Annotated in this window: 21 protein-coding genes; 16 read left to right on the top strand and 5 right to left on the bottom strand. The window is 35.0% G+C overall.

What is annotated here, in order from left to right; all coding sequences use genetic code 11:
* Window positions 1–548: 548 nt before the first annotated feature.
* Window positions 549–932 (bottom strand): DoxX family protein, encoded by a 384-nt coding sequence (locus RNZ47_RS08575; protein WP_311938845.1) that lies wholly within the window; start codon window positions 930–932, stop codon window positions 549–551.
* A 173-nt stretch (window positions 933–1,105) separates the two neighbouring features.
* On the opposite strand from RNZ47_RS08575, the gene RNZ47_RS08570 reads away from it, so the two are divergent.
* Window positions 1,106–1,855: a hypothetical protein gene (locus RNZ47_RS08570; RefSeq protein WP_311938843.1), complete on the top strand. Its 750-nt coding sequence runs from the start codon at window positions 1,106–1,108 to the stop codon at window positions 1,853–1,855.
* On the opposite strand, the gene RNZ47_RS08565 is transcribed toward RNZ47_RS08570, so the two are convergent.
* Both RNZ47_RS08565 and RNZ47_RS08560 read right to left on the bottom strand, forming a co-directional pair.
* Complete coding sequence (locus tag RNZ47_RS08565; RefSeq protein WP_311938841.1) at window positions 1,852–2,769, bottom strand: bifunctional metallophosphatase/5'-nucleotidase; 918 nt, start codon at window positions 2,767–2,769, stop codon at window positions 1,852–1,854. The two genes, RNZ47_RS08570 and RNZ47_RS08565, sit on opposite strands and share 4 nt — an antisense overlap.
* A gap of 60 nt (window positions 2,770–2,829) precedes the next feature.
* Window positions 2,830–3,516: a 5'-nucleotidase C-terminal domain-containing protein gene (locus RNZ47_RS08560; protein ID WP_311938839.1), complete on the bottom strand. Its 687-nt coding sequence runs from the start codon at window positions 3,514–3,516 to the stop codon at window positions 2,830–2,832.
* Window positions 3,517–3,645: 129 nt separating this feature from the next.
* Here RNZ47_RS08560 and RNZ47_RS08555 point away from each other — a divergent pair, with 129 nt between their 5' ends.
* The 15 genes from RNZ47_RS08555 to yidC all read left to right on the top strand — a co-directional run bounded on the left by RNZ47_RS08555 (window position 3,646) and on the right by yidC (window position 20,346).
* Complete coding sequence (locus RNZ47_RS08555) at window positions 3,646–4,176, top strand: DUF6913 domain-containing protein (protein WP_311938838.1); 531 nt, start codon at window positions 3,646–3,648, stop codon at window positions 4,174–4,176.
* A complete protein-coding gene (gene dapA, locus RNZ47_RS08550; protein WP_311938836.1) occupies window positions 4,166–5,047 on the top strand; it encodes a 4-hydroxy-tetrahydrodipicolinate synthase in 882 nt (293 codons plus the stop codon). The genes RNZ47_RS08555 and dapA overlap by 11 nt, the downstream gene beginning before the upstream one ends.
* A gap of 115 nt (window positions 5,048–5,162) precedes the next feature.
* Window positions 5,163–5,975 carry an outer membrane protein assembly factor BamD gene (locus tag RNZ47_RS08545; RefSeq protein ID WP_311938834.1) on the top strand — a complete coding sequence of 271 codons (813 nt, stop codon included), beginning with the start codon at window positions 5,163–5,165 and terminating at the stop codon, window positions 5,973–5,975.
* Between the two features lie 12 nt (window positions 5,976–5,987).
* The gene (locus RNZ47_RS08540; protein ID WP_311938832.1) at window positions 5,988–6,317 is read left to right on the top strand and encodes a DNA-directed RNA polymerase subunit omega; all 330 of its coding nucleotides are present in this window, start codon (window positions 5,988–5,990) and stop codon (window positions 6,315–6,317) included.
* Between the two features lie 7 nt (window positions 6,318–6,324).
* Complete coding sequence (coaBC, locus tag RNZ47_RS08535) at window positions 6,325–7,536, top strand: bifunctional phosphopantothenoylcysteine decarboxylase/phosphopantothenate--cysteine ligase CoaBC (RefSeq protein ID WP_311938830.1); 1,212 nt, start codon at window positions 6,325–6,327, stop codon at window positions 7,534–7,536.
* The gene (gene porD / locus RNZ47_RS08530) at window positions 7,529–8,416 is read left to right on the top strand and encodes a type IX secretion system protein PorD (RefSeq protein ID WP_311938828.1); all 888 of its coding nucleotides are present in this window, start codon (window positions 7,529–7,531) and stop codon (window positions 8,414–8,416) included. The genes coaBC and porD overlap by 8 nt, the downstream gene beginning before the upstream one ends.
* A gap of 183 nt (window positions 8,417–8,599) precedes the next feature.
* Window positions 8,600–10,252 carry a DNA repair protein RecN gene (recN, locus tag RNZ47_RS08525; protein ID WP_311938826.1) on the top strand — a complete coding sequence of 551 codons (1,653 nt, stop codon included), beginning with the start codon at window positions 8,600–8,602 and terminating at the stop codon, window positions 10,250–10,252.
* A gap of 83 nt (window positions 10,253–10,335) precedes the next feature.
* The gene (locus tag RNZ47_RS08520) at window positions 10,336–11,151 is read left to right on the top strand and encodes an enoyl-ACP reductase FabI (RefSeq protein WP_311938824.1); all 816 of its coding nucleotides are present in this window, start codon (window positions 10,336–10,338) and stop codon (window positions 11,149–11,151) included.
* 311 nt (window positions 11,152–11,462) lie between these two features.
* Window positions 11,463–12,470: a glycosyltransferase family 2 protein gene (locus RNZ47_RS08515; protein ID WP_311938822.1), complete on the top strand. Its 1,008-nt coding sequence runs from the start codon at window positions 11,463–11,465 to the stop codon at window positions 12,468–12,470.
* The gene (locus RNZ47_RS08510) at window positions 12,467–13,432 is read left to right on the top strand and encodes a YbbR-like domain-containing protein (RefSeq protein ID WP_311938820.1); all 966 of its coding nucleotides are present in this window, start codon (window positions 12,467–12,469) and stop codon (window positions 13,430–13,432) included. The genes RNZ47_RS08515 and RNZ47_RS08510 overlap by 4 nt, the downstream gene beginning before the upstream one ends.
* Window positions 13,429–14,016 carry a dephospho-CoA kinase gene (gene coaE / locus RNZ47_RS08505; RefSeq protein ID WP_311938818.1) on the top strand — a complete coding sequence of 196 codons (588 nt, stop codon included), beginning with the start codon at window positions 13,429–13,431 and terminating at the stop codon, window positions 14,014–14,016. Before RNZ47_RS08510 ends, coaE begins: the two co-directional genes overlap by 4 nt.
* Window positions 14,017–14,093: 77 nt before the next feature.
* Window positions 14,094–15,665 (top strand): sensor histidine kinase, encoded by a 1,572-nt coding sequence (locus RNZ47_RS08500; RefSeq protein WP_311939057.1) that lies wholly within the window; start codon window positions 14,094–14,096, stop codon window positions 15,663–15,665.
* A gap of 2 nt (window positions 15,666–15,667) precedes the next feature.
* Window positions 15,668–16,372, top strand: coding sequence for a response regulator transcription factor (locus RNZ47_RS08495; RefSeq protein ID WP_311938817.1), 705 nt, complete (start codon window positions 15,668–15,670; stop codon window positions 16,370–16,372).
* Between the two features lie 354 nt (window positions 16,373–16,726).
* Window positions 16,727–18,367, top strand: coding sequence for a CTP synthase (pyrG, locus tag RNZ47_RS08490; RefSeq protein ID WP_311938815.1), 1,641 nt, complete (start codon window positions 16,727–16,729; stop codon window positions 18,365–18,367).
* Window positions 18,368–18,447: 80 nt separating this feature from the next.
* Window positions 18,448–20,346 carry a membrane protein insertase YidC gene (gene yidC, locus RNZ47_RS08485; RefSeq protein WP_311938813.1) on the top strand — a complete coding sequence of 633 codons (1,899 nt, stop codon included), beginning with the start codon at window positions 18,448–18,450 and terminating at the stop codon, window positions 20,344–20,346.
* Between the two features lie 47 nt (window positions 20,347–20,393).
* Here yidC and RNZ47_RS08480 read toward each other — a convergent pair whose 3' ends face one another.
* The gene (locus tag RNZ47_RS08480; protein WP_311938811.1) at window positions 20,394–20,876 is read right to left on the bottom strand and encodes a GNAT family N-acetyltransferase; all 483 of its coding nucleotides are present in this window, start codon (window positions 20,874–20,876) and stop codon (window positions 20,394–20,396) included.
* Between the two features lie 12 nt (window positions 20,877–20,888).
* Window positions 20,889–21,968, bottom strand: a complete 1,080-nt coding sequence (locus RNZ47_RS08475; RefSeq protein ID WP_311938809.1) for a toxin-antitoxin system YwqK family antitoxin — start codon at window positions 21,966–21,968, stop codon at window positions 20,889–20,891.
* Between the last annotated feature and the right edge of the window lie 12 nt (window positions 21,969–21,980).

The following is a 21,980-nucleotide window of genomic DNA, read 5'->3' as shown; positions in this document are numbered from 1 at the left end:
AGCCTTTTTTTAATATGCTATTCCATCCCCGAACTCATGCTATTTGTAAAAGATGCCATGGTTTTCCAAACGTACTATTATATCTGTAATACACTGTGTGTAGCGGCTTATGTGTTTTTGTTGATAGAGATATATAGATCCATAAATTTTAAGGAGGTTATAAAAAGATTTAAGGTACAGGTAATAGTGCTCGCCATTTTAAGTTCGTATATGGGGTATGTGTTGTTTAAAATTATTTCTCCATCATTAAGCTTATCGGTAGAGTATATTTTAGAAATCTCGTATAATATTTTGATACTTTTGGTGCTCTCGGTGTCTCTCTTAAATTATTTTTATAAGGTGATAAAAAATCGTTATTCTTATTTCTGGGCGCTATATGTATTGTTTTTAGCGAAGTTATCAATATTGCATACATATATATAGCCAATCAAAATCTACTAAACTTTATGTTTGTGTCCTTGTTTGTTTTGGCATTCTTTTTTTTATTTCAACAATCAAAACTTGAGGATGAAACAGAAGAAGTCTTAGCAGCGGGATAAATCAACCAATTACATCTTTTTGTTGATAAATGGTATGTCTTTGCGGAAGCGGTAAAGTATTACAGAGGCTAGTATAAAAGTAATAACCGCAGTAAAAAACAAAACTCCACCATCGTTATTTATGGCAATCCCAAGTTGGGTTAAATGCATGAAAATTGCACCAAACATCAAACCAATGGTTAAGCCCGCACCTAACCAAACCGTTTTAGGTATTAATAGTAAAACCCCGGCAATAAGCTCCAAAATACCTATGGCTATTCGCCCAAAAGGCTCTAACCCAATCGTTTTAAAAATATATACGCTATCTGGATGTGCTGTAAATTTAAAACGAAGGGTCTGAATTAAAATAACAGCCACAAGTATTCTTAAAATTAACGATATGTTTTTTTTCATGTTTTAACAATTATTATGAGTAGGACATATTTAATAAGGTTTCTTTTTTGCGGTTATGTGTTTTTTATCGTTAAAACACTAAATACTAACAAAATAATCGACAAAAAGCACGATTTTATCGCTGTAATTGGTTTTTATTTTTATATTTGTTTAACCTACTTATATAAAATACCATGAAAAATTCGTTCATACTTAGCTTTAATAAGTTGTTTTTTGGCGCATTATTGCTTTTGGTTTCTGTAAATATTATTGGCGCTTTTAGTGAAGAAGCCCTATTTTTACAAACCACAAAAGTGTTTTTTATCCCTGCTTTGTTGATTTTGTTTTTTATGAAGTATAAAACGCTGAGTCTTCCTTTTATTTTGTTTTTTCTGTTTTCGTTTTTAGGTGATGTCTCATTGGCATTTTTTGAAAACGAATTATTCTTTAAAGCTTCTAGTGTTTTTTACTTTTTAAGCTATATGAGTTTAATAGGAATAGCACTTTCCAAGTTTAGGTTTTTTAATATCGACAAGGTAGTTGGCACTTATTTAGTAGTTGTGTTTTTAATAAACGCTTATTTTTTATACACTTTTTACGGTATTTTAAAAGCCATTGTACCCGATAGCTTCGAGGTGCTTTTGTTTGGTGTAAAAAACCTTTCGTTAATACTGCTGGTCTTTTTGGCCTTCGGTAAATATTTGGCAAACGACACCAAACTTTCCATTCTCTTTTTAATGGTAGCCTTATGTTTGGTTTTTTCTACAATTCTGAGCTATGTTAGTTTATACTACGTGTACAGCTGGAGTTTTGTAATGTTGGAAAGGATTATTTACGCCATTGGCATTTATCTGTTGTTAACTTATATAATGGTTGAAAACAAAAGTGCAATTACCCAAAACAAACCTCAGGACAGTTATAATTCCGATAATATTTTCGCCTAAACAATTATAGATGTGCCATTTGCCGCTTTGTTTTTATCAGCATCAAAATAAAAATCTATTTTACCAAGATTAATGCCATAGCAACCCACTTGGTTTACTAGCATATTTTCACCTTCAATATTTTTTACAACGGTTGGTTTTTTCAAAAAAGTATGGGTGTGTCCGCCAATAATCAAATCTATATTTTTTGTGGCAGCGGCCAGTTTTAAATCACTTATTTTTGTGTCACTATTTCGGTAATTATAGCCTAAATGCGATAAACAGATTATTAAATCGCATTGCTCATCTTCTTTAAGAATCCTGGTCATTTCTTGAGTTGTTTCAATAGGATCCAAATATTTGGTTTCCTTGAACATAGACGGGTCAACCAATCCGTTTAACTCAATTCCCAAACCAAAAACTCCAATTTTAATGCCGTCTCTTTTAAATATGTTATACGGTTTGGCATGGGTGTCCATTATGGTGTTTGAAAAATCGTAATTGGATGATATAAATTCAAATTCGGCATGCGGCAATTGGGCGTACAGACCTTCAATACCATTATCAAAATCGTGGTTGCCAATGGTTGCCGCATCGTATTTTAGCTTGCTCATTAACTTAAACTCCAACTCGCCACCATAATAATTAAAGTACGGTGTTCCTTGAAAAATATCGCCGGCGTCCATAAGTAAGGTGTTTGGATTTTCGTTTCTGATAGCTTCAATTAAAGCCGCTCTTCTCGCTACACCGCCTTTGTTGGCATTCCTGCCATCCTCTGGTCCAAAAGCATCAATATGACTGTGCACATCATTGGTGTGTAAAATAGTGATTTTTGATGTTTTTATGGACGAAGTAAACGACTGCAACCCTAAACTACCAAGGGTTACTAATGCGGTTCCCGCCGTGGCTTGTTGTATAAAATCTCTGCGTTTCATTTTGTTTTTAAACTGTTTTTTATGCATGGATTAAATAACCCAATATTATATATTCTTAAACTATTTTAATTGAATAAACCTATCGTCAATCACGGGATTTATGGTGTCTAACTTCGTAAATTTATCTATTAGGGCATTTCTTAATTTATAGTTTAAATTATACAGGCTGTCGTTGGTTTTAAAAAACGACATATTATCGCCACCATTGTATAAATAATCGTTGGTAGCCACATAATAGGTTTTATTTTTATTTATGTATTCTCCGTTTATTTTCGCTTCAAAAACATTATAATCCTTATCAAGCACTAGCTTTAATTTGGAAATGGGATGCGCTCTTTTTTTGGATTTTAAATAAGAGATAATACTATCTACTTGAGTGCCTTTTAGCGCCACAACTACAATGCTGTTCTCAAAAGGCATCAATTTAAAAGCGGATCTTTTGGTAACATTTCCTTTTGGTAAAACTGAACGAATGCCGCCATGGTTCAACAAAACCATATCGATATTTTTACCGGTTCTTTTTTTGAAAATAGGATTGGCCTCACTGTAAACGGCATCGGCCATAAAATTACCAACGGCCGTATTTAAATGGCCATCGGTTTTAGAATAGGTACTTACTGAATACGCTAAAACACTATCTAAATCCTTTTGGATATTATCCCTAAAAGGTTTGATAAACGTTTCGATTTCGGCGTTAGGCGTTATGCTATCGGTAATCTGAATTTGCTTGCCTTCAATTTTAGTCAAGTGCAGTTTTTCTTGCTTGCAACCCAAAAAAATAAAAATATATAACAAAAAAATAAAATGTGTGAACCTCATATACGAAACGATTTTTTGAATGTACTTTTGCTACCTTTGCGAAAAGGATAAAGATAAATGATTTTAAAAGGTTTTAAAGAAAAATCTAATAAAAAGCACCTTAACAAATTGTTGTCGCAACGCGAAGTAAGCGTTACCGACAGCGAGGTTAAAAGTTTGGGTGTTATCTTAAATATTGACGAAGTTGATGATTTTGAATTGTTTAGGGCCTTGGCAGATCATATAAACGTACGCCCAAATAGACTTAAAATAATTGCGTTTTCGGCAAATAAAAGAGACACCATAAGTTCTTGGGATGCCTGTTACAACCCTAAGGATTTTGGGTGGAGCGGCACCATTAAAAATATAGAATTGCAAACGTTTTTAAGCACAAAGTTTGATGTGTTGATTAGTTACTATACAACTGAAGATTTGGAATTAAAGTTGCTTACGGCAAAATCTGAAGCGCAATTCAAAATAGGCATTTTGCAAACCGATGATCGATTGAACGATTTAATAATAAACACCAACATAAAAGAATTTAACGTATTTAAAGCCGAAGTGCATAAATACTTAACCATATTAAATAAAATTAAAAATGAGCAGTAAGTTTTTAGGTACTGGAGTGGCATTGGTTACACCGTTTAAAACTGATTTGAGTATAGACCATGACGCCTTGGCGAATATTGTTAATTTCAATATTGAAAACGGCACCGATTACCTTGTAATTTGTGGTACAACGGGAGAAAGTGTTACCATTACTAAAGAAGAAAAGCAGGCTGTTGTTAACACCATATCGAAAGCTAATAATGGTCGGTTGCCACTGGTTTTAGGTATTGGCGGTAATAATACAGCATCAGTAGTTGAAGAAATAAAAGCAACCGATTTAAGTGGTATTGATGCCATTTTATCGGTGTCGCCATATTACAGCAAACCAACACAAGAAGGGTTGTACCAGCATTTTAAAGCGATTGCTGAAGCATGCCCCACAGATATTATTTTGTACAACGTTCCTGGGCGTACTTCAAAAAATATGGAAGTGGAAACCACGTTGCGTTTGGCAAACGATTTTAAAAATGTTGTAGCCGTTAAAGAAGCTGGGAATAACGTTGCGCAATATTTACAATTGTTAAAAAACAAACCCGAAGATTTTTTAATTATTTCCGGTGACGACGATTTGGCATTGGGTGTGGTTTTGGCCGGTGGAGCAGGTGTTATTTCGGTTATCGGACAAGCCTTTCCTAAAGCGTTTTCAAACATGGTTCGTTTGGGGTTAAAGGGCGAAGCCAAAGCGGCATACGCCATTCATTTTAAATTAATGGATGTGGTTGGCCATATTTTTGAAGAGAATAATCCAGCAGGTATTAAAGCTGTTTTTGAAGCCTTAAATCTTTGTCAAGATACCGTAAGGTTGCCATTGGTTCCGGCATCAAATTCCTTAAAAGAAAAAATTGCTTCATTTATTAAAACATTTAAGTAATGTTAAATATAACTTAAACCGTGTGGTTACTACATTTCAACATTTATTTTAGCAGAGAAATTATATTTTTAAAATCCATATTAATACCTTAATTTTGCATTCTGTTTTAAAATCTATGAAGAAGTTTTTTTATATCATAATTACCATTTCTATTTTTAGCTCTTGTAGCGAGTATCAAAAAGTTTTAAAAAACGAAGAGATTGCTCCTAAATTTAAAATGGGTGAAGCCTTGTATAACGAAGGTAAATACGCAAAAGCCAACAAGCTTTTTGCGCAAATTGTACCAAATTACCGAGGGAAGCCCCAAGCTGAAAAATTAATGTATTTATATTCCAATACATTTTATAAAACCAAGGATTACTATGTGGCCGGTTATCAATTTGAACGTTTTGCATCGAGTTATCCCAATAGTGAAAAGGTAGAAGAGGCCGCTTTTTTAAGTGCTAAAAGCCACTATATGCTTTCTCCGGTTTATTCCAAAGATCAAAAAGAAACGGTTGAAGCCATCGAAAAACTTCAAGCCTTTATCAATTTGTACCCTGAGTCTGAATATAGCGTAGAAGCTAATATATTGGTTAAAGAACTGGATTATAAATTAGAAAAGAAAGCGTTTGAAATCGCTAAGCAATACAATAAAATTGCCTTTACTTCTACAGAGTTGGAAGCCGCTATAAAATCGTTTGATAATTTTATTTTCGATTTCCCGGGTTCTAGTTTGCGAGAAGACGCCTTGTTTTACAAGCTCGATTCTGCCTATAAATTGGGCATCAATAGTGTAGAGTACAAAAAGCAAAATCGTTTAATAACGGCTAAGGAATACTACGAAGCATTCAAAAATAAATATCCAAACTCAAAATATACCGAAGCTATAAATGTTATGGTTTTGGAAATGGATGAAGCATTAAAAAATTACAGCACTAAAAGTTAAATAATTATGTCAATGGACTTAAAAAAAACCAACGCTCCTGTTAATACGGTTACTTACGATAGAAATCAAATTGATGAGCCAACGGGAAACATTTACGAATCAATTTCTATTATCGCAAGACGCGCTGAGCAAATCAATTCGGAAATTAAAAAAGAACTTATTGATAAGTTGGAAGAATTTGCCACTTACAACGATAGTCTTGAAGAAATTTTTGAAAACAAAGAACAAATCGAGGTTTCTAAATTTTACGAAAAGTTGCCAAAACCTCATGCGTTAGCGGTACAGGAATGGTTAACCGATAAAATTTACCACAGAAATACCGAGGAAGATTCTCAGGAATAAAATAATTATGAGTATTCTAAGCGGCAAGAACATACTATTGGGAATTAGTGGTGGTATTGCCGCTTATAAAACAGCTTCACTAGTTAGGTTATTTGTAAAATCGGGCGCCAACGTAAAAGTTGTTATGACGCCTTCAGCCAAAGATTTTATAACACCTTTAACCTTATCAACTCTTTCAAAAAATCCAGTCTATTCTTCTTTTACAAATGAAGAAGATGATAATGCGATGTGGAACAATCATGTCGATTTAGGACTTTGGGCAGATTATTTCATCATAGCTCCGGCCACGGCAAACACGCTTTCCAAAATGGCAAATGGGGTTTGCGACAATTTACTTTTAGCAACCTACCTTTCGGCAAAATGTCCGGTTTACTTTGCACCGGCGATGGATTTGGATATGTACAAACATCCGTCAACCTTAAAATCATTTGAAAAACTTGATGCCTTCGGAAATATTATGATTCCGGCAACAAGCGGCGAATTGGCAAGTGGTTTAGTGGGCGAGGGGCGCATGGCAGAACCCGAGGATATTATCGCTTTTATTGAAAACGATATTTTAGATAAATTGCCGCTACACGGAAAAAAAGTTTTAATCACCGCAGGACCAACTTACGAAGCCATCGATCCGGTTCGTTTTATAGGCAATCATTCCAGCGGTAAAATGGGTTTTGAAATTGCGAAAGCTTCGGCCAATCTCGGCTCATCGGTTGTTTTAATTACCGGACCAACGCATCAAAAAGTAAATCACGCTTTAATTGAGGTTGTACCCGTTATCAGTGCACAAGATATGTACGATGCCGCTCACAGGTATTTTGCAGATGTAGATATTGCTATACTTTCGGCAGCTGTAGCCGATTTTAAACCAAAAGAAGCAGCCGCTCAAAAAATAAAAAAGAAGGATTCAGCGTTAAACATAGAGCTGACAAAAACCAAGGATATTTTAGAATCTTTAGGTCAAATTAAAAAACAGCAGTATTTGGTTGGTTTTGCGTTAGAAACCGAAAACGAACTTGAAAATGCAATTGGAAAATTAAAAAGAAAGCAATTAAATTTAATTGTTTTAAATTCGTTAAACGATAAAGGCGCAGGTTTTAAAACGGAAACCAATAAAGTGACTTTTATTGATGAAAACGAAAACATAACCAAATTTCAATTAAAGTCCAAAACCGAGGTTGCAAAAGATTTATTAAACGAAATTATAAAACAAATTGATGCGTAATATTATATTTATTTTATTGGTTAGTTTTGGTGTCAATGGCTTTTCGCAAGAGTTAAACTGCAACGTTGTGGTTAATGCTTTGCAAACCGGAAATGAAAATCTTCAAATTTTTAAAACACTTGAAAAGCAATTAAACGAGTTTGTAAACAATACCAAATGGACCAACAAAACCTATGCAAATCAAGAACGTATCAATTGCAGTATGGTTATTAGTATTACCAACTTTAGCGGCGAAGCGTTTCAAGGAACCCTGCAAGTGCAGTCATCGCGCCCCGTTTTTGGGTCTTCTTACAGCACACCACTTTATAATTTTAACGATAAGGATTTTTCATTCAGGTATTTGGAGTTTCAAAATCTCACTTTCAATCCAACACAATTCGAATCAAACCTTGTCTCGGTTTTGGCGTTTCACATTTATATGATTTTAGCCATAGATGCCGATTCGTTTTCGGAAAATGGCGGCGATTCCTATTATGCACAGGCGCAAACCATTACCAATTATTCGCAACAAGAAAACTTTAAAGGTTGGAAAATTGAAGATGGTTTACAAAGCAGGTTTGCATTGATTGACAATGTGCTATCGCCAACTTTTAAAGAGTACAGAACTGTTATGTATGACTATCATATTAATGGATTGGATATAATGGGTGATGATGCAAAAGGCGGAAAAGAGCAGGTGGCCGATGCTTTAATGACATTTAAAACCATGAATAGCCGCCGACCAAACTCCTTTGTTTTGCGTACTTTTTTTGATGCCAAAGCCGATGAAATTGAGCAGATTTTCTCAAACGGACCAAATGTGAATATTTCTAGCCTTAAAGAAACGCTTCAAAAAATTGCGCCAACTCAATCAAGTAAATGGCGAAATATTAAATTCTAAAAATCACTCAAAGTTCGCTTTGTTTTAATAATTTGTCATTCCCTTGAAATCGAATGATTCATGAATTCAGACAATATAAAATATCATACAATGAATACAAAGGGAATCTAAAATTTTATTAATTTTGATTAAAGATGAAAAGTTGAATACTGCCAACTGAAAACCGAATACTGCCAACGAAACATGCTAACCTCACTTTCTATAAAAAACTACGCTTTAATTGATAGCCTTCAAGTCAATTTTAATAACGGATTATCCATTATTACTGGCGAAACCGGTGCCGGTAAATCCATTTTATTGGGCGGATTATCTTTAATTTTGGGTAAACGTGCCGATTTAAGCACTTTAAAAGATGCATCAAAAAAATGTATTATCGAAGCCGTATTTGAGGTATCCAACTATAATTTAAAATCACTTTTTGAAGCAGAGGATTTTGATTACGAAGCCCAAACCATCATCCGGCGCGAAATTTTACCTTCAGGAAAATCCAGGGCATTTGTTAACGATTCTCCCGTAAATTTAAATAGTTTACAGCTTTTGGGCGAGCGATTAATCGATATACATTCTCAGCATCAAACCCAGCAATTAACAAGTAACGATTTTCAGTTTCAAATTATCGATGCTTTGGCTAACAATGATGAATTATTGCAAAGTTATACTTCAGAATTAAAAGCCTATAAAAAACTTCAAAAGGAATTGCAAGCGTTGCTCACTTTTCAAGCGGAAGCGATTAAAGAACACGACTACAACACCTTTTTGTTAAACGAGTTGATAGAGGCCAATATAATTGAAGGCGAACAGCAAACACTTGAAGAAGAATACGAAACCTTAAATAATATTGAAGGCATAAAGGAAAAGCTCTCAGCGTCTTACCAGTTGTTAAGCGACGAGCAAATAGGGGTTTTAACCACGCTTACCACCATAAAAAACAACCTTAAAAACATTGCGGGATTCTCTTCAAAATACGAAGATTTATTCAATAGGGTGAATAGCAGTTTAATAGATTTAGACGATGTTTTTAGCGAAATTGATGTGTTGCAAGATGGTTTGGAAGCCGATCCAAATAGGTTGGAAGAGGTTAATTCAAAATTAAAAACCCTGCATAATTTAATGCAAAAGCATGTGGCTAGCGATGTTTTGGAATTAATAAAAATTAAAAACGAATTAGAAGACAAAGTAGTCGTTACCGAAAATTTAGATGCGACCATTGCTAAAAAACAATCGGAAATACAAGCTAAAACCAATCAACTAAAAACCATTTCGAAAAAAATAAGCAATAAACGCTCCGAGGTTATTTCACAATTAAAACAACAATTGGAAGCGATTTTGGCGAGTTTGGGTATGCCCAATGCCCAGTTTAAAATTGAGGTTTTGTCCAGCGAACAATTTTTTGCAAACGGACAGGACGAACTGTCATTTTTGTTTTCGGCAAATAAAGGCGGTAGTTTCAATACGCTAAAAAAGGCAGCATCTGGCGGTGAATTATCAAGAATTATGCTCGCCATTAAATCGGTGTTGTCCAATTATATTCAGTTGCCAACCATTATGTTCGATGAAATCGATACCGGAGTTTCTGGTGAAATTTCAAATAAAATGGGCGATATTATGTTGCAAATGAGCAAAACTATGCAAGTGTTCTCCATTACACATTTACCTCAAATTGCGGCCAAAGGGCATTCGCATTATAAAGTGTTTAAAGAAGATGTTGACAATGTAACTCAAACCAATTTGGTAAAACTAAACCACGACGAGCGCATTGTTGAAATTGCACAAATGTTGGGTGGCGTGGAAATGTCGTCATCGGCTATTGCACACGCCAAAGAATTACTAAATTAAAAAGATAAAAGTTTTTTTATCTTTGGATAAACTGATAATCACAACTAAGTCATAAAACAACTAAAACACTAAAAAAACAACACATGGCATATAATTTACTTAAAGGGAAAAAAGGAATTATTTTTGGCGCATTAGATGAAAACTCAATTGCTTGGAAAACTGCAGAACGCGTTCATGAAGAAGGCGGACAATTTGTATTAACCAACGCACCGGTTGCGATGCGCATGGGGCAAATTAATGAACTCGCGGAAAAAACGGGTTCTCAAATTATTCCTGCCGATGCCACTTCCGAAGAAGATTTACAGCAATTGGTAGAGCAATCCATGGAAATTCTTGGCGGCAAAATCGATTTTGTTTTGCATTCCATTGGCATGTCCATCAACGTTAGAAAAGGGAAACACTATACCGATCAAAACTATGCTTGGACCCAAAAAGGCACCGATGTTTCGGCCATGTCTTTCCACAAAGTTATGCAAACGCTGTACAAAGCCGATGCCATGAACGAGTGGGGCAGTATCGTGGCATTAACCTATATGGCGGCACAACGCGTGTTTCCAGACTATAACGATATGGCAGACAACAAAGCCTATTTAGAAAGTGTGGCACGTAGTTTTGGCTACTTTTTTGGACGTGATAAAAAAGTGCGGGTCAATACCATTTCGCAGTCGCCAACACCAACCACGGCGGGCAGTGGCGTAAAAGGATTCGATGGCTTTATAGCCTACGCCGATAAAATGTCGCCACTCGGTAACGCCACGGCGTTGGATTGTGCCAACTACACCGTGTCGTTGTTCAGCGATTTAACCAGACGCGTCACCCTGCAAAACCTTTATAACGACGGCGGTTTCAGTAACATGGGCGTCAGCGATGCCGTTATGGAAGCTTTTACAAAAGAATAAAATCGTATTAAATAAGGTTTAGACCTGTCAGGTTTCTAAAACCTGACAGGTCTTTTTATTGAACTATCATTTATTTTTATGGCGGGTTTTTAAATTTGAAATTAAAAGGAGAACAGCCGGTGGGCTGTTAGGCAGTTTAGAACTATTTAAAAACCGCGCTATCCGTTACTAGTTTTGTAAAACCTTAAATGGAAGTTTTACAAAAGCTAATCACTACTATCGCTCCCGCGCTTATCCGCTAAAAACAATAATGGTCCAAAAGCAACAGTAAGTTTGCCAATTATTGTAATAGGATTAATTACATTTGTGCTATGCCATTAAAGTTTTCATTTATCATTCCGGTTTATAACCGCCCCGACGAAACAGACGAGCTTTTACAAAGTTTTGTTGGGTTGGATACCATGACTAAATACGAAATAGTTATTGTAGAAGATGGCTCAAATATCTCATCGAAAGCGATAGTTGATAGTTATAAAGACAAACTGGATATTTCTTATTTCTTTAAGGAAAATTCCGGTCCGGGGGATTCGCGAAATTTCGGTATGCAAAAAGCCAAAGGCAACTACTTTATTATTTTGGATTCCGATTGTATTCTGCCCAGTAATTATTTAAACGAAGTTGAAAAAAGCCTAAAAACCAATTATGTAGATTGTTTTGGCGGACCTGATGCGGCCCACAAATCGTTTACAGATTTACAAAAAGCCATTAATTTTTCAATGACGTCGTTTATTACAACCGGAGGCATTCGGGGGCATAAAAAAAGTGTGGATACCTTTCAACCTCGAAGTTTTAATATGGGCATTTCGAAAGAAGCCTTTTTAGCCTCTAAAGGTTTCGGGCGTATTCACCCGGGAGAAGACCCCGATTTGTCTATTCGTTTATGGCAATTGGGTTTTAAAACCAAACTAATTCCAGAGGCTTTTGTGTATCATAAACGCCGGATTTCTTGGCGCAAGTTTTATAAACAAGTGTATAAATTTGGGTTGGTTCGCCCTATTTTAAATGTATGGCATCCTTCAACAAAAAAAATAACCTATTGGTTTCCAACCTTGTTTTGCGTGGGGTTTTTAGTGTCGCTAATCATGCTTTTTCTTGGTGTAAAATGGGCAATAATTGGCTATATGTTGTATTTTGCATTGGCGTTTTTAACCGCTTTGTTAACCACTAAAAGTATTGGTGTTTCGGTATTATCTTTAATGGCAATTGGAGTTCAGTTTTTTGGATATGGTTACGGTTTTTTAAAATCCACAATGGCTATCGGAATTTTAAAAAAAGAACCCGAAACGCATTTTCCGGAAATATTCTTTAAATCAAAATGATAAAAAAAATAAAATCAGATATTAAAACATCAATTAAAACCAGAAAAATCAATGTGTTTTTTTTGTTTCTATTTTTTGCATTTATCATCCTTATCCTTACAAAATTATCAAAGGAATATACAAATACAGTTGTTTTTAATATTGATAAAATTAATGTGCCACAAGAAAACATTATTTTAAACGATTCCAGCGCAAAGCTAAATATAACGCTTAAAACCCACGGGTTTAAATGGCTCACTTACTATTTTAATAAGCCCAAAATTGCGATTGATTTTGTTAAGGATGTCGATAAAATAGATTCCACTTTTGTTTGGAGCAAATCCAAGGCCTATTTACTGGCCAGTACGCAGTTTGGAAAACAAGTTGAATTGCTAAATATTTCTCCCGACACATTACGGTTTCGGTTTGATGTGAATTTGGTAAAAAAAGTACCTGTAATTTTAAATGACGACATAAATTTCAGCCAGGGGTTTGATGTTTCCAAACCTTTTAAAATCACACCCGATTCCATAAAGGTTATTGGCCCAAATGTTTTGGTGTCCCAAGTGCACAGCGTTGAAACCGAGTCTATTAAATTGAACGATGTGAAATCGGATGTAAATAAAGTCATCTCATTACAATTACCCAAAAACAGCAAAGATTTAACATTTTCCGATAAAACGGTAAGTTTAACGGCAACTGTTGAAAAGTTTACCGAAGGCACACTAAAATTGCCCATAAACATAAAAAATATTCCTAACAATAAAACCATTAAATACTTTCCTAAAACGGTAAACGTTACCTATTATACCAGTTTAAATAATTTTAAAACCATTAGTGCAAAAGACTTTAGGGTAGAGTGCGATTTTAGCAAAACCACAGGTAACCAGTCTTTTTTATTGCCCGAATTAACAAAATTCCCAGAAACGGTAAAACGCGCAAAAATTAACCAACAACACATTGAATTTATAATAATAGAATGACGATAGTAGGACTCACAGGTGGCATAGGCAGTGGCAAAACAACGGTAGCCAAGGCGTTTATGGCTTTAGGCGTACCGGTTTATATCGCTGATGAAGAGGCTAAAAAGTTAATGCTTAAATCTAAGGTTATTAAGCGTAAACTTATTCAGCTTTTTGGTGATAAAGCCTATGTTAACAATGCATTAAACAAGCCGTTTATAGCTGATATTATTTTTAACGACAATAGTTATCTGGAAAAAATGAATGCTATTGTTCATCCCAGAGTCGCTAAACATTTTACAAAATGGGCATTAAAACAAGATGCGCCCTATGTTATAAAAGAAGTCGCCATTTTGTTTGAAAATGGTGGCCACAAACATTGTGATTTGGTTATCACGGTCACCGCGCCTTTAGAATTAAGATTTGAGCGTTTGCTAAAGCGTGATCAAACGACAAAGCGTAAAATTGAAGCCATTATGAAAAATCAATGGAGCGACGAAGATAAAGTAAAACACTCCGATTTTGTTATCAGCAATATCGCGCTCGAAGACACTGAAAAACAGGTGCTTAAAATCCACGAACAAATTCTAAAAAAACGTAAATAATCATTAAATTTTAACATTTTTGTTAATGTAAGGTTAAATGATAAGAGCATTAAATGTTAAAATGTTAATTTTGAATGATGAGCAAAAAGATATTCATCCTGTTGGTACTTTTAATGAGTATGTCACTTATTGGTATCATATTCGTACAAGCTTATTATATAAAAGACTCAGTAAATAACGAGAAAAAACGTTTTAAATCTAGTGTTACAAACGCATTATATGCCGTTTCCAATAAAATAGAAAAGAACGAGCTTGATACTTATTTTGAAAAATACCAAAAGTTAGATAAAGAGAAAAGAAGCGATTCAGCAGCGGTTTCTCAATTGTTTATCTATCAACAAAACAACAATACAAAAGAAACACTTATTTACAGAAGTGGGGTTTTAGAAGAGAACTATAAACTGTCTTCATCGCTCTTTGACATTGGTTTAGATAGTATTAATATTAAAAATATTATTGGTAGCTCAAGAATTGAAGTTTATAATGATACTGATTTTTCTGAAAAAGATATTTCCCCAAGTCCAATTTTAAACATCATTAATAGTGGTCATTTAAAAGAGGCCGAAAAAAACTATTTTGATAAAAACTTTAAAGCTTACAGAAAAACGATACCCGTACATAAAAGGATTTCAAATGAAGAAATTGATAAATTGTTATCAGACAGGTTAAAAGTAGACAATATTGATATTGATTACGAGTTTGCCATTTATAGCAACGGTTTAGCTACAAAAATACACAGTGATAACTTTGAGGGATTCGAAGCATCAACATTTGGTGTGCCTATTTTTTATGATGAGAACAATCGAAGCAGCTATAAGCTTTTAGTGAACTTTCCAAATGATAGAAAGTTTATTTTATCATCAATTATGGGCATGATATTTTTATCGATAATTTTCACGTCCATTATTATTTTGGCCTATTCAAGCGCCTTGTACCAATTGGTTAAGCAGCGTAAAATATCCGAAATTAAAACGGATTTTATAAACAATATGACGCATGAGTTTAAAACGCCAATAGCAACTATTAATTTGGCATTGGATTCTATAAAGAATCCTAAGATTATTGACGATAAAGAGAAAGTTATTCGTTATCTTAATATGATAAAAGAAGAAAATAAACGTATGCATGCGCAAGTTGAAAACGTTTTAAGGATATCTAAACTAGAAAAAAACGAACTTAATATTAGTAAGGATAGAGTGGAGTTGCACGACTTAATAGAAGATGCCATAACGCATGTGCAACTTTTAATTGAGGATAGAAACGGAACGATTACCACGCATTTTGATGCCGAAAAATCATCGGTTTTGGCAAGCGAAATGCACTTTACCAATGTTATAGTAAACATACTGGATAATGCCATTAAGTATTCTCCGGGAAAATTGAAAATTGAAGTATATACAGAAAATATTGGAACCAATATTTTATTGAAAATAAAAGACTATGGTAGCGGCATGGGTAAAGCTGCCTTAAAACGTGTGTTCGAAAAATTTTATAGAGAGCACACCGGAAATATACATAACGTTAAAGGTCACGGACTAGGTTTGGCTTATGTAAAACGTATCGTAGACGACCATCAAGGTTATGTAACGGTTGAAAGTGAAAAAGGAAAAGGAAGCACATTTATAATAAAGCTACCTATAATAACATAAACATGGAAGAGCAAAAAAAGAGAATTTTATTAGTAGAGGACGATCCAAATTTCGGTACCGTTCTTAAGGATTATTTAATGATGAATGATTACGACGTGGTTCATGCCAAAAACGGTATGGAAGGCTTCGAGAAGTTCAAAAAAGACGATTTCGATTTGTGCATTCTCGACGTTATGATGCCTTATAAAGATGGCTTTACATTAGCCAAGGAAATTCGAGAAAAAAACACCGATGTTCCTATAGTTTTCCTAACCGCAAAGGCCATGAAAGAAGACGTTTTAAAAGGCTATAAAGTTGGGGCAGACGATTATTTAAACAAACCTTTTGACAGCGAAGTGCTTTTAATGAAAATTAAAGCGATCATGCAGCGCAAAGCCACCGAAACCATTTCGGATAGCAAGCAATTTGAGTTTAAAATTGGAGGTTTCGACTTAAATTCCAAATTGCGCTTTTTACGCTATAATGGCGGCGATCCCATTAAATTGTCACCGAAAGAAAATGAGTTGTTGCGTTTATTGGCCTTACACGAAAACGATTTGATGCCACGGGAATTAGCACTTACCAAAATTTGGCGCGACGATAATTACTTTACTTCGCGTAGTATGGATGTTTATATTGCAAAACTGCGTAAGTATTTAAAGCTAGACGATAAAGTAGAAATCCTTAACATTCACGGAGAAGGTTTTAGATTGGTCGTGAACAGTTAACAATTCTAAATTTTAAGATATTAAAAATCCAGCTTTATGCTGGATTTTTTTGTTTTGGGCGTTTTGCCGATTCCGATAACTGTCGGATCGGAGCTTTCCACTATATCTTTTTTTTTGACCATAGCGCGAACAAAGGTAACTTTCACTGAGGCACTTGCGCTGAGTGGGGCAGAAGTAAGTTGAAGTATGGCTATCTGTTAAAATGAAAATGCAATTTTTTCCCAATTAAGGCATGAAGATTTACCTAAAAAGAACTTGAAACATATTGTTAACAACTACCCTTTAAATAACTAAAAAACAATTCGCCAATAACTATTTTAATTTTGTAAATTTGCCTGCGTTTATAAGCGCAACATGACAACTACAACAAAATACATATTCGTTACCGGTGGTGTTACATCATCTCTTGGAAAAGGCATAATTGCTGCATCTTTGGCTAAACTATTACAAGCACAAGGATATAGGGTAGCCATTCAAAAACTAGACCCATACATTAATGTCGATCCTGGAACTTTAAATCCTTACGAGCACGGAGAATGCTACGTAACCGAAGACGGTGCGGAAACAGATTTGGATTTGGGACACTACGAGCGTTTTTTAAACGTACCAACAAGTCAAGCCAATAATGTGACTACGGGCAGAATTTACCAAAGTGTGATTCAAAAAGAACGCAGAGGCGAATTTTTAGGAAAAACGGTACAGGTTGTTCCTCATATTACAGACGAGATAAAACACCGCGTACAACTTTTAGGGAACTCCGGCGATTACGATATTGTAATTACAGAAATTGGCGGAACGGTCGGTGATATAGAATCCTTACCATACATTGAGGCGGTGCGTCAATTACGCTGGGATTTAGGCGATAACAACGGTATTGTTATTCATTTAACATTAGTGCCATACCTGTCGGCTGCTGGCGAATTAAAAACCAAGCCGACCCAACACAGTGTAAAAACATTGATGGAAAGCGGGATACAAGCCGATGTTTTAGTGTGTAGAACAGAGCACGATTTACCCGAGGATTTACGTCGAAAATTGGCGTTGTTCTGTAACGTGCGTGAAGAAGCCGTGATTCAATCTATTGATGCATCAACCATTTACGATGTGCCAAATTTAATGCTTGAGCAAGGTTTGGATAAAGTAGTGCTTAAAAAATTGGCCTTAAAAAGCACCACACCAGATATTTCAAAATGGAACCAGTTTTTAGCACGCCATAAAAATCCAAAGTCCGAAATAACCATTGGTTTAATCGGTAAATATGTCGAGTTACAAGATTCGTATAAATCTATTTTAGAAGCTTTTATTCACGCTGGCGCGGAAAATGAAGTAAAAGTAAATATCGAATCGGTTCATTCAGAATACATAAATAGCGATAATGCCAAATTAAAACTATCGCATTTAGATGGTGTTTTGGTAGCACCGGGTTTTGGCGAACGTGGTATTGAAGGTAAAATTGATGCCGTTAAATATGTACGCGAAAACAATGTGCCGTTTTTTGGTATTTGTTTAGGCATGCAAATGGCGGTTATTGAATTTGCACGTAATGTTTTAAATATCGCAGATGCCGATTCTACCGAAATGAACCCCGATACCAAGAATCCAGTTATCGATTTAATGGAAGAACAGAAAAACATTACCGATAAAGGAGGCACCATGCGTTTAGGGGCTTGGGCATGCGATTTAAAAATAGGCAGTAAGGTTAGGGATATTTACAAAGCCGAAACCATTAACGAACGCCATAGGCATCGTTACGAATTTAATGGCAGTTACAAAGTACAAATTGAAGAAGCGGGTATGGTTGCCACGGGGTTAAACCCGGAAACAGGCTTGGTGGAGATTGTTGAAATACCAGAGCATCCTTGGTTTGTAGGCGTGCAATATCACCCCGAGTATAAAAGTACGGTGGCAAATCCGCACCCATTATTCGTGGCTTTTGTTAAGGCAGCGCTAAACAACCATAAAAGAAAAAAGGGTGTCAGTATGGCACAAAGTTAAAATTGGATAGTTTATTGATTAAATAAATTTATAAAGACCTGACAGGTTTCTAAAACCTCTCAGGTCTAAAATTTGATTACATGGAAGAAAAAAAATTAGACATTAATTCGATTATAGGTTTTGTACTTATTTTTGGGATAATGATGTTTTGGCTTTGGCAAAACCAACCAACACCAGAAGAATTAGAAGCACAGGAAAAAGCAAAGCAAGAGCAAGTTGAAGCCGAAAACAAAGCTAAAGAAACATCTGAACAAACCAAGGTTACAACAGCCGAAGATTATGCCGCACCAACGGTTTCAGATTCTTTAAAATTAATCAATCTACAAAACAAATTGGGCGCTTTTGCATATTCAGCAGCCCAAGTATCAGATGGCGAAACTGTTGTTGAAAGCGATTTGTTGGCACTAAAATTCAGTAATAAAGGCGGGTATCTTTCAGAAGTTAAATTAAAGAATTTTGTCAATTTCGATTCGATTCCCATTTATTTAATAAAAGACAATAATGCGGCTTTCAATATAAATTTCGGAACAACCGACAGCAGAATATTAAACACCAAAGATTTATATTTTGAGCCAACGGTTACCAAAAACGGCGATGTTACTGTAGTTTCAATGAAACTTAAGGCGTCTGAATCTAAATTTTTAGAATATCGTTACGAGATTAAAGAAGGTGATTATATGATGGATTTCACCGTTCGATCCCAAGGATTGAGCGATGTTTTCAACAGTTCGCAAGCCGTGAATTTAGATTGGAATTTAAAAACCTATCGTCATGCAAAAAGTATTTCCTATGAAAATAGATATACTGAAGTTGTTTTTGAATACGAAGGTGGAAAAGACGATTATTTGGGGCAACAGGAAAATACTGAGGATACCGCTGAAGATGTTACTTATGTAGCCTTTAAACAGCACTTCTTTACTTCGATATTGTTAGCCGATTCACCGTTTAAAACAGGCAAGTTCACATCTCAAAACTTGGTTCAAGACGAAGAGATGGACACCGTTTATACCAAGGCTTTTGCCGTCTCATTACCTTTAGAACTTACTGGTGGCGAATTAAATAAAAGCATGGATTGGTATTTTGGCCCGAGCGATTATAAAATATTAAATAGCTATGGTAGAAATTTAGATGAAATTGTACCATTGGGTTGGGGTATTTTTGGGTGGATTAACCGTTACCTATTTATTCCTTTATTCGCGTTTTTAGGTGGTTTTTTACCTTACGGAATTGCTATTATTGTTATGACGATTTTAATCAAATTACTATTGTCGTTTGTGCAGTACAAGCAGTTTTTATCACAGGCCAAACTGAAAATTCTAAAACCGGAATTGGACGCCATTCGCGAAAAGCATAAAAACAATAAAGTAAAGGCGCAACAAGAAACCTTGGCACTGCAAACCAAAGCAGGGGCAAGCCCCATGGCGGGTTGTATGCCGGCATTAATACAATTACCGGTGTTTTATGCGTTGTTCCAGTTTTTCCCGTCGGCATTCGATTTACGTCAAAAAAGTTTCCTTTGGGTAGAAGACCTATCATCTTATGATACCATTGCAGAATTACCATTTCACATTCCGTTTTATGGCGATCATGTTAGTTTATTCCCCATTTTGGCATCTGTAGCTATATTCTTTTATATGCGCTTAACCACAGGGCAACAAATGGCATCGCAACCCACGCAAGAGGGGATGCCTGATATGGCTAAAATGATGAAGTATATGATGTACTTTTCACCAATAATGATGCTCTTTTTCTTTAACAATTACGCATCCGGGTTAAGTTTGTATTATTTTATTTCTAACTTGATTAGTATCGGAATTATATTGGTAATTAAGAATTATATTCTTGATGAAGATAAAATTCACGCTCAAATTCAGGAGAACAAAAAGAAGCCTAAAAAACAAGGTCGTTTTCAGAAAAAAATGGCTGAAATGATGGAGCAAGCCGAAAAGCAAAAACAAGCGCAGCAAAAACGTAAATAATCTGGTTTAATTATAAAAATTAACCTCAGGTCGAGGTAAAGATGTATTTAAAAGTTGAGCTGCCAAAAGCCCACATCGAGCCATTGGTTAAATTTTAAACCTACCTCTTTAAAGTGTGCAACTTGTTTAAAACCGAATTTTTCGTGCAGTTGTACACTGGCCTCGTTTGGCAGCGTTAAGCCGCCCAAAACCACATGGTAGTTTTCCTGTTTTAAAAGACGAAGTAATTCGGTATAAAGTTTTGTGCCAATTTTTTTTCCGTGTGCGCCGTGTTTAACGTACACCGTAGATTCAACCGTATGGTTATAAGCCGGTTTTGGTCGCCATTTGCTTCCGTAGGCATAACCTAAAATAACGTTGTTTTCTTCAAAAACCAAAAAAGGGTATGTTTGATTAATAGCGTTTGTTTTTTCGGTAAAAGCCTCAATGGATAATGGTTCAATATCAAACGTGACAATAGAATTTAGTACATAATAGTTGTAAATGTCTAACAGTGTTTGGGTATCTTTTATGTGAAATGGTCTAATCAAAAAGAGTGAAATTTATTGTTTAACAATGGCTCCGTCTTTATACAAATTTGTTTTTATAAGTGTTCCGTTTATGTCATATTCATTAAGGTTACCATTGCCGTTAACAAAACTTCCTTTATCTAACGAATTACCTTTTCCGTCAAAACAGTTTATAACGTCTTGAAGCCCCCCATAATCACCATATAGTTCGGTTTTGTATAATTTGTTATTGGTATGATAATAAACCCATTCGCCAATTTTTTTGAGATAAGAAAAAGTTGAGGTTTGTCCTTCACTTGAAACGTCTCCGTTTGGGTAGTAATATTTACAATTAAAATCTCCTGAAGTTTCATCTTTTGTTATTTCAGATTCTAAAGCGCCATCTGCATGATAACTAGATCGGGTTAAAAGAATTCCATAAGACATTTTTGCTTTTACCTTTAACTTGCCATTTTCATGGTAATACAAATAGTTGTCTTCCAGTTTATCATCTTTATAAACTGAATTTAATTTAACCTGTCCACTTTGATAGTACTCATTTAATACACCATTCTTTATGCCGTTTTTATAGGTTGTGGTACTCGCCAATTGCCCGTTTGAATAATAGCTAATTAATTCGCCTTCAATGTTACCGTTTACATAATTGCACTTTGCAAAAAGTTGATTATTATTATAATAGGCTACGTAATTGCCATTAGCTTTACCGTTTTCATTATAATTTACTTGACTTTTTAGATTTCCGTTTTTATGATAAGATATAAATTCGCCAACTCTTTTGCCCTCGTTAAAATTGACTTTAGATTTTAATTTTCCGTCTTCATGATAGGTTTTAAACAAGCCGTGGTATTCATCATTTTTATAATTTACTAAAGCCGACAATTGACCACTCTCGTAATATTCTTTTCCAGTTCCTGTCCTTTTTCCTTTATAGCAATAGTCAATAAATTTTAACTTACCGGATGGATAATAATACTTAATCACACCGGATAACAAACCATCTTTTTTTGCGCCCTCCATTTTTAGGGCTCCATCATCAAAATACTCTTTATAAGAGGTTTGAGCTTGCACATTGTAGTAAACACTTATAATTATTAAAAGGATTTTAAACTTCATAAATATTGTTTT

The sequence above is a fragment of the Hwangdonia seohaensis genome, from assembly GCF_031932625.1.
GTDB classification, from domain to species: domain Bacteria; phylum Bacteroidota; class Bacteroidia; order Flavobacteriales; family Flavobacteriaceae; genus Hwangdonia; species Hwangdonia seohaensis.
This window is presented reverse-complemented; position numbering and strand designations above follow the sequence as displayed.